This window comes from Nocardia sp. CC201C, assembly GCF_030010695.1.
Classification (GTDB): Bacteria; Actinomycetota; Actinomycetes; order Mycobacteriales; family Mycobacteriaceae; genus Nocardia; species Nocardia otitidiscaviarum.
The window spans coordinates 1-7,031 of the sequence record NZ_JASCXP010000391.1 but is presented as its reverse complement, the minus strand read 5'-3'; the positions used below and the strand labels follow the sequence as shown (position 1 = coordinate 7,031).

The 7,031-nt window shown below is 69.9% G+C and carries 6 protein-coding genes; 2 read left to right on the top strand and 4 right to left on the bottom strand.

All coding sequences use genetic code 11. The features are described 5' to 3' along the window. Positions 1 to 101: 101 nt before the first annotated feature. The 4 genes from QK444_RS29480 to QK444_RS29465 all read right to left on the bottom strand — a co-directional run bounded on the left by QK444_RS29480 (position 102) and on the right by QK444_RS29465 (position 2,845). The gene (locus QK444_RS29480) at positions 102 to 1,040 is read right to left on the bottom strand and encodes an FAD-dependent monooxygenase (protein WP_282785392.1); all 939 of its coding nucleotides are present in this window, start codon (positions 1,038 to 1,040) and stop codon (positions 102 to 104) included. Beyond that, positions 1,013 to 1,531, bottom strand: coding sequence for an FAD-dependent oxidoreductase (locus tag QK444_RS29475; protein WP_282785391.1), 519 nt, complete (start codon positions 1,529 to 1,531; stop codon positions 1,013 to 1,015). Before QK444_RS29475 ends, QK444_RS29480 begins: the two co-directional genes overlap by 28 nt. Before the next feature lie 114 nt (positions 1,532 to 1,645). Beyond that, on the bottom strand, positions 1,646 to 2,107 hold the full coding sequence (locus tag QK444_RS29470) for a M23 family metallopeptidase (protein WP_282785390.1): 462 nt from the start codon (positions 2,105 to 2,107) through the stop codon (positions 1,646 to 1,648). A gap of 84 nt (positions 2,108 to 2,191) precedes the next feature. Next, positions 2,192 to 2,845: a TVP38/TMEM64 family protein gene (locus tag QK444_RS29465; RefSeq protein ID WP_282785389.1), complete on the bottom strand. Its 654-nt coding sequence runs from the start codon at positions 2,843 to 2,845 to the stop codon at positions 2,192 to 2,194. A 232-nt stretch (positions 2,846 to 3,077) separates the two neighbouring features. On the opposite strand from QK444_RS29465, the gene QK444_RS29460 reads away from it, so the two are divergent. Both QK444_RS29460 and scpA read left to right on the top strand, forming a co-directional pair. Continuing rightward, positions 3,078 to 4,943, top strand: a complete 1,866-nt coding sequence (locus tag QK444_RS29460) for a methylmalonyl-CoA mutase family protein (protein WP_282785388.1) — start codon at positions 3,078 to 3,080, stop codon at positions 4,941 to 4,943. 70 nt (positions 4,944 to 5,013) lie between these two features. Then, a partial coding sequence (gene scpA, locus QK444_RS29455; protein ID WP_282785387.1) for a methylmalonyl-CoA mutase occupies positions 5,014 to 7,031 on the top strand: 2,018 nt, incomplete at its 3' end.

The window sequence follows — 7,031 nt, the reverse complement described above, 5'->3', positions numbered from 1 at the left end:
ACCCCCGTCGGCGTGCGGGTCCCAGGGCGCTCGCCGCCGGGACCGCCGATCCCGGGCACGGCGCGCCTACACGGGGTGAGACGTGGGTTGCGGTGCCCGGTCTAGTTGTTCGCGCGGCGGACAGCGTTACGGACCAGGCCGCGCGGGCCGGGTAGCTGGATGGCCCGCATCATCGCCTCGTTCAGCCAGACGTGAGCGCGGGTGGGCGGAAGGTAGCGGACCATGCCACGGCGGGCCAGTGCCTGCCGTTCGACGACCTCGGGCCGCAGCTCGGCTTCCCAGGCCGCCAGTGCCGCATCGATATCGGTGCCAGGGGCGGATACCGCGCCCAGCCGGTCGGCCCCGTCCAGGGCCAGTGCCGCCCCGTACCCCGCGAAGACGGTGACGCACCAGGCGGCGTCACCGAGCAGAACCACGCGCCGGCGGCTCCACTCCGCGAGGGTGACCTGGCTGATGGAGTCGAAATAGGCGCTGCCCGGATCTTTTTCGAGTTGTGTGAGCGCCTCGGCGACGCCGCCGCCCAGATCGCCGAAGGCTCCGGTGAGCGCGGCGACGGGGCCGCGTGCGACCTCGGCCTCCGGGTCGGCGCTGCGGTAGGTGAAGAAGGCCGAGGACCGTCCGGACCCGAGATTCATGACCGCCGCGGTACGTCCCGGCCCGATGTACGTGGTGCCGACACCGGCCGGGACCTGATCGGGCAGCGCGCCGAGCGGGAAGGCCGCGACCACGGTGCGCATATCCACCAGATGGTCGTTCCCCGTGCCGAATACGAGGTCGCGAATGCCCGAGTGCACGCCGTCCGCGCCGATCAACAGGTCCGCGTCGATCCGGGTGCCGTCGCTGAGCTCGGCGCGGATCCCGTCGGCGTGCTCGTCGACGGCCCGCACGGTGGTGGCGAACCGGATCCGCACCTTGTCGGCCACCGCTTCGTACAGCAGCGATTCCACATCACCGCGCAGCACGCTCACCGCCCGCGCGCCGACCGCGGCCTCCGTGATCGCCGCGGGCACCGTCAGCTTCTCGCGACCGTCCGCGTGCACGAGCACGGTGGTGAAGAACCGGCATCGCGCTGCGCCAACGCGGACACCAATCCCATCCGCTCCGCCGCGTCGTACCCAGGTCCGTGCAGATTCACCAGATACCCGCCACTACGCCGCGCCGGGGCCCGCTCGACCACGAGCACCTCCCACCCGTCCCGAAGAAACCGCAATGCCGCGGCCAACCCGGCGATCCCCGCCCCCACGACCAGCACCCGCCGCCCGCAGTCATTCCCGTCATGAACACTCCTGAGTCCGCGCTGTGCGTGGCATCGGCGAATCCCGGCGATCGGCCACACGAGCGCCATGTACACCACGCCGCCGCCGAGTACGGCGATACCAGCCTGTCCCCCCGTCGAATGGCGGCTCGAGCCGAAGGTGAGGGTGGCCAGGGCCAGGCACGCCGGGCCGATCAGGGCGACGAACACGGCGATCGATGCCGTCAGTGCCCGACCGCGCAGTCGGGGAAGGTCGGGCGGGGCGGATGGGTGCATGGATACTCCTGCGTCACGCTGCCGGTGTGGCCGATGAAAGCCGCAGTCTGGCTGTCGCGCAACGGGTTCGGCCAGCTGATTCGCCCCGGCTCGAATCTCGGCGCGTCGCCTGGCTCAGGGTGTCAGGACGTGCTGCCAGTCGGCGAGGGGGTGGGCCGCGCCGACGAGGAGGGGGAGTGGGTCGAGGCGGTCGGGGCCGGGGGGTGTCCAGACCGAGCGATGCCATTCGATGTGCAGATGCGGGGGCACATTGCCGTTGGTGCGGCGGTCGGGGTCGACGAGGCCGATGCGCTGGCCCGCCTCGATGCGGCGGCCGACGCGGACCTCGGGGATGATGTGCCCGTACACGGTGGTGCCCGAGCCGTCGGCGGTCGGATGGTCGATCACCACCCAGCGCCCGAAGCCGGAGGCCGGTCCGGATCGGGTGACATAGCCGCCCTGCATGGCGAAGACCGGGCGGTTGGCCGAGCCGCCGGGAAAGCCGAAGTCGACGCCCCAGTGGTAGCCGCCGCCGCGGGGGCCGAAGGGCGAGGTGACGATGTGGCCGCGCTCGAGCGGCCAGACTCTCGGTGCCATGTGTATCTCCCTGCGCTGTCTCCCTTATCCGAATATCGTGCCGCGCCAAGGCAATCGGCGCAGACGAACGGAGTGGGAGAGCGCTCAGCGGGGAGTCGTAGCGGCCACCGGGTCCGGCCGCTCCTCGGGCGTGGCCAGCAGGGTGTCGACGGCGAGTCCGATAATGCCCACGGCGATGCAGACACCCGACACGATGAGCTGGGCGGGGTGGGTGTGGTCGGTGAGCGCGTCCGCGAGCAGCACCGTGCCGACGGTTCCGGGAACGATGCCGATGAAGCTCGCCACCACATACGGCGTCAGTCGCACCGATGACAGTGCGGCGCAGTAGTTCACCACCGAGAACGGTGCGAAGGCGATGAGCCGCAGCGACCCCACCGCCAGCCAGCCGCGGCGGGCCAGCCGGGCGTCGACGGCGCGTACCGTCGGATGGGTGAGCCGGGCGCGCAACCGCTCCTTGTCCAGAGCGCGCACCAGCAGCAGGGCCAGTACGGCGCTCACGGTGGACGCCGACAGGGCAAGTCCGAGGCCGAGCATCGGCCCGAACAGCATGCCCGCGCTGACGGTGAACAGCGTGCGGGGGAACGGGGCCACGCAGACGAGGGCGTGCGCGACGAAGAACACCAGCGGCAGCAGCGGCCCGCAGGAATCGGCCCAGGCCCGAATCTGCGCGGCGGTCGGCAGCGGAATGAGCGCGACCACGGCGAAGAGCGCGACGACGGCCACCACAAACACGACCATTCGGTATCCACCGAGTCGGCTGAGGAGGGTCCGCGGGCTTGTTGGCACCGCGCCAGGTTACCGGCTGGTAGTGAATGCCCGGCGACGGGAATCACAACCCTGCCGCTAGCATCAGAAGGCAAGACGAGGAATGCTCGTTAACCGAAACGCTGTCTGAGCAGGGCGAACGAGACGTTCGGCGCTGCTGGGGCGGTCCCTTTCGGGGCACGTGTGGGAGAAGGAAACAGCAGCTATGCCGATCGCTTCAGACTCGGACACCGGACCGGTGCCCGGGTATGCCGCCTGGCGCAAGGGTGTCGCCGGCGTGCTGGCCAAGGCCCGCAGGGTGGACGTCTCGGAACTGCCGGACGAGCCGGAGAAGCTGCTCGCGGTCACCACGTACGACGGTCTGACCGTCAACCCCCTCTACACGCGCCGCGACGAACTGCCCGAGCAGCCGCTGCCGGGCGAGTTCCCGTTCGTGCGCGGTGGTGACGGCACCCGCGACGTGCATCGCGGCTGGTACGTCGGTGCGCGGTTCGGCGGCACCGACGCGGCCGAGACCAATCGCGATATCCTCTTCGGACTGGAGAACGGCGTCAGCGCCGTCTGGCTCCGCGTGGGGGAGGGCGGCGTGCCCGTGGCACAGCTGCCCGCCGCGCTGTCGGGTCTGCTGTTCGAATTGGCCCCGCTCACCCTGGACGCCGGTCCGGTGCTGGCCGAGGCGGCAGCGCGGGTCTACGCGACGCTCGACGCCTACCAGGTCGAGGAGCGCGCGGACATTCAGGTCCGGTTGGGTGCGTCTCCGCTGACGAGCTTGTTCGCCGGAACCCCTGCCCTCGATCTGGACAGCGCGATCGCGCTCGCCCAGGACGCGGTGGCGCGGCCCGAGAACGTGCGTGCGATCACGGTGTGCGGCGTGGCCTTTCATGAAGCCGGGGCCTCCGACGCGCAGGAACTCGGTGCGGCGGTGGCGGCGGGTCTGGAGTATCTGCGCGCCCTCACCGACGCCGGCGCCGATATCGCGGATGCGCTGGGCCAGCTGGAATTCCGCTTCGCCGCCACCGACGACCAGTTCGCCACCATCGCCAAATTCCGTGCGGCCCGGCGGCTCTGGGCCCGAGTCGCCGAGGTCTGCGGCGCGCCCGCCTTCGGCAATGCCCCGCAGCAGGCGGTGACATCGCCCGCCATGATGACCCAGCGCGACCCGTGGGTGAATATGCTGCGCACCACCCTGGCCGCCTTCGGCGCGGGCGTCGGCGGCGCGGATACCGTCACCGTGCTGCCCTTCGATCACGCGCTGCCCGCCGGGGAACTCGAGGTGTCGAGGGCGTTCTCCGAGCGCATGGCCCGCAACACCCAACTGCTGCTGCTGGAGGAATCGCACCTGGGCCACGTCCAGGATCCGGGCGCGGGCTCCTGGTACGTCGAAACGCTCACCGACGAACTCGCCGCCAAGGCATGGGAATTCATGCGGGAGATGGAGGCCGCGGGAGGTTACCTGGCCGCCCTGGAATCCGGTCTGCTGGCCCGGCGCGTCGGTGAGACCAAGGCGCGCCGTGACGGTGATGTGGCGCACCGCAGGTCGGCCGTCACCGGCGTGAACGAATTCCCCAACCTGGCCGAGCAGCCGCTGTCCGAGGCGGCCCGCGCCATGACCTCGCAGACGAGCTACGGCGCGGCGTTCGAGGCGCTGCGCAACCGCTCCGACGCCTATCTGGCCGCGCACGGATCGCGTCCGCGCGCCCTGCTGGTGCCGCTGGGACCGGTGGCCGAGCACAATGTGCGGGTCACCTTCGCCGCCAACCTGCTCGCCTCGGGCGGTATCGAGACGATCAATCCGGGCGCGCTGGCCGTCGACGGCATCGCGGCCGCGGTCGCGGAGTCCGGTGTGGCTCTCGCGGTGCTGTGCGGTTCCGACAACCGCTACGGCGCGGAGGCCGCGGCGGCGGTGGACGCGCTGCGCGCGGCCGGTGTGACCACGGTGCTGCTGGCCGGGGCGGAGAAAGCGGTGGCCGACGCCGCCGGCGCGCAGCGGCCGGATGGATTCCTGACGGCGCGGATGGATGCGGTGACGGCACTGTCCGGCCTGCTGGAGAAGCTGGGAGCCCCGGCGTGAGCGGTCAGGCGCGGAGGAGGCAGCGCAGCGTAACCACGCAGCGCCCCGCTCAGGCCAGAAAGGACACAGCATGAGCGACATCAAGCATCTGATCGGCAATTTCGCCGACGTCCCCCTCGAATCGACCACCGACGCCGCCGTGACCGGCGAGCAGGTGCGGGACTTCGTCCAGGCCGCGGCGACCGCGAATCGGTACGCGCCCGAACAACTCACCTGGGCCACCCCCGAAGGTATCGACGTCCCACCGGTTTTCACCCGCGCCGACCGTGACGCGGTGGAGGCGGCGGGCTACCCGCTCGACAGCGTGCCCGGTGTCGCCCCGTTCGTGCGCGGCCCGTACCCGACCATGTACGTGAATCAGCCGTGGACGATCCGCCAGTACGCGGGCTTCTCCACCGCCGCCGACTCCAACGCCTTCTACCGCCGCAACCTGGCCGCCGGGCAGAAGGGCCTCTCGGTGGCCTTCGACCTGGCCACCCACCGCGGCTACGACTCCGATCACCCACGCGTGACCGGTGACGTGGGTATGGCCGGTGTGGCCATCGACTCCATCCTGGACATGCGGGAGCTGTTCGATCATATTCCGCTGGACCAGGTCTCGGTCTCCATGACCATGAACGGCGCGGTGCTGCCGATTCTGGCGCTGTACGTGGTGGCCGCGGAGGAGCAGGGCGTCAAGCCCGAACAGCTGGCCGGAACCATTCAGAACGACATTCTGAAGGAGTTCATGGTCCGCAACACCTACATCTATCCGCCCAAACCCTCGATGCGGATCATCTCCGACATCTTCGCCTACACCTCGGCGAAGATGCCGAAGTTCAACTCCATCTCGATCTCGGGCTACCACATCCAGGAAGCCGGTGCGACGGCCGATCTGGAACTGGCCTACACCCTCGCCGACGGTGTGGAATACATCAAGGCGGGTATCGACGCGGGTATGGAGGTCGACAAGTTCGCCCCGCGCCTGTCGTTCTTCTGGGCCATCGGCATGAACTTCTTCATGGAGGTCGCCAAACTCCGTGCGGGCCGCCTGCTCTGGAGTGAACTGGTCGCGAAGTTCGAGCCGAAGAACTCGAAATCGCTTGCGCTGCGCACCCACTCGCAGACCTCGGGCTGGTCGCTCACCGCGCAGGACGTGTTCAACAATGTGGCGCGCACCTGTGTGGAGGCCATGGCCGCCACCCAGGGCCACACCCAGTCGCTGCACACCAACGCCCTCGACGAGGCCCTCGCCCTGCCGACCGACTTCTCGGCCCGCATCGCACGCAACACCCAGCTGCTGATCCAGCAGGAGTCCAACACCACCCGGCCCGCCGATCCGTGGGGCGGTTCGTACTATGTCGAGTGGCTGACCCACCAGCTGGCCGAGCGCGCCCGCGCCCACATCGCCGAGATCGAGGCGCACGGCGGTATGGCACAGGCGATTTCGGAGGGCATCCCGAAGCTGCGCATCGAGGAGGCCGCCGCCCGCACCCAGGCCCGCATCGACACCGGCCAGCAGCCGGTGATCGGCGTCAACAAGTACCAGGTCACCGAGGACACTCCGATCGAGGTGCTCAAGGTCGAGAACTCGCGGGTGCGCGCCGAGCAGAACGCCAAACTCCAGCGGCTGCGCGCCGAGCGCGATTCCGGTGAGGTGGAACGCGCACTGGCCGAATTGACCCGTGCCGCGGCGTCATCCGAGGGCGGCATGGAGAACAACCTGCTCGCCCTGGCCATCGACGCCGCCCGCGCCAAGGCCACCGTCGGCGAGATCTCCGATGCCCTGGAGAAGGTGTACGGTCGCCACCAGGCCGAGATCCGCACCCTGTCGGGCGTCTACCGGGAAGAGGCGGGCAAGGTGAGCAATATCAGCGATGCCATCGCACTGGTGGAGGAGTTCGCCGAGGCCGAGGGCCGCCGCCCCCGCATCCTGGTCGCCAAGATGGGCCAGGACGGCCACGACCGCGGACAGAAGGTGATCGCCACCGCCTTCGCCGACCTCGGCATGGACGTCGATGTGGGCCCGCTGTTCCAGACCCCTGAGGAGGTGGCCCGGCAGGCGGCGGACAACGACGTGCACATCGTCGGCGTCTCCTCGCTGGCGGC

What these genes read in the sequence shown, in the direction of transcription:
- QK444_RS29460 (WP_282785388.1), top strand. Translation starts at nt 3,078, where the DNA reads ATGCCGATCGCTTCAGACTCGGACACCGGACCGGTGCCCGGGTATGCC.
- QK444_RS29475 (WP_282785391.1), bottom strand. Translation starts at nt 1,531, where the DNA reads ATGCACCCATCCGCCCCGCCCGACCTTCCCCGACTGCGCGGTCGGGCA.
- QK444_RS29470 (WP_282785390.1), bottom strand. Translation starts at nt 2,107, where the DNA reads ATGGCACCGAGAGTCTGGCCGCTCGAGCGCGGCCACATCGTCACCTCG.
- QK444_RS29465 (WP_282785389.1), bottom strand. Translation starts at nt 2,845, where the DNA reads ATGGTCGTGTTTGTGGTGGCCGTCGTCGCGCTCTTCGCCGTGGTCGCG.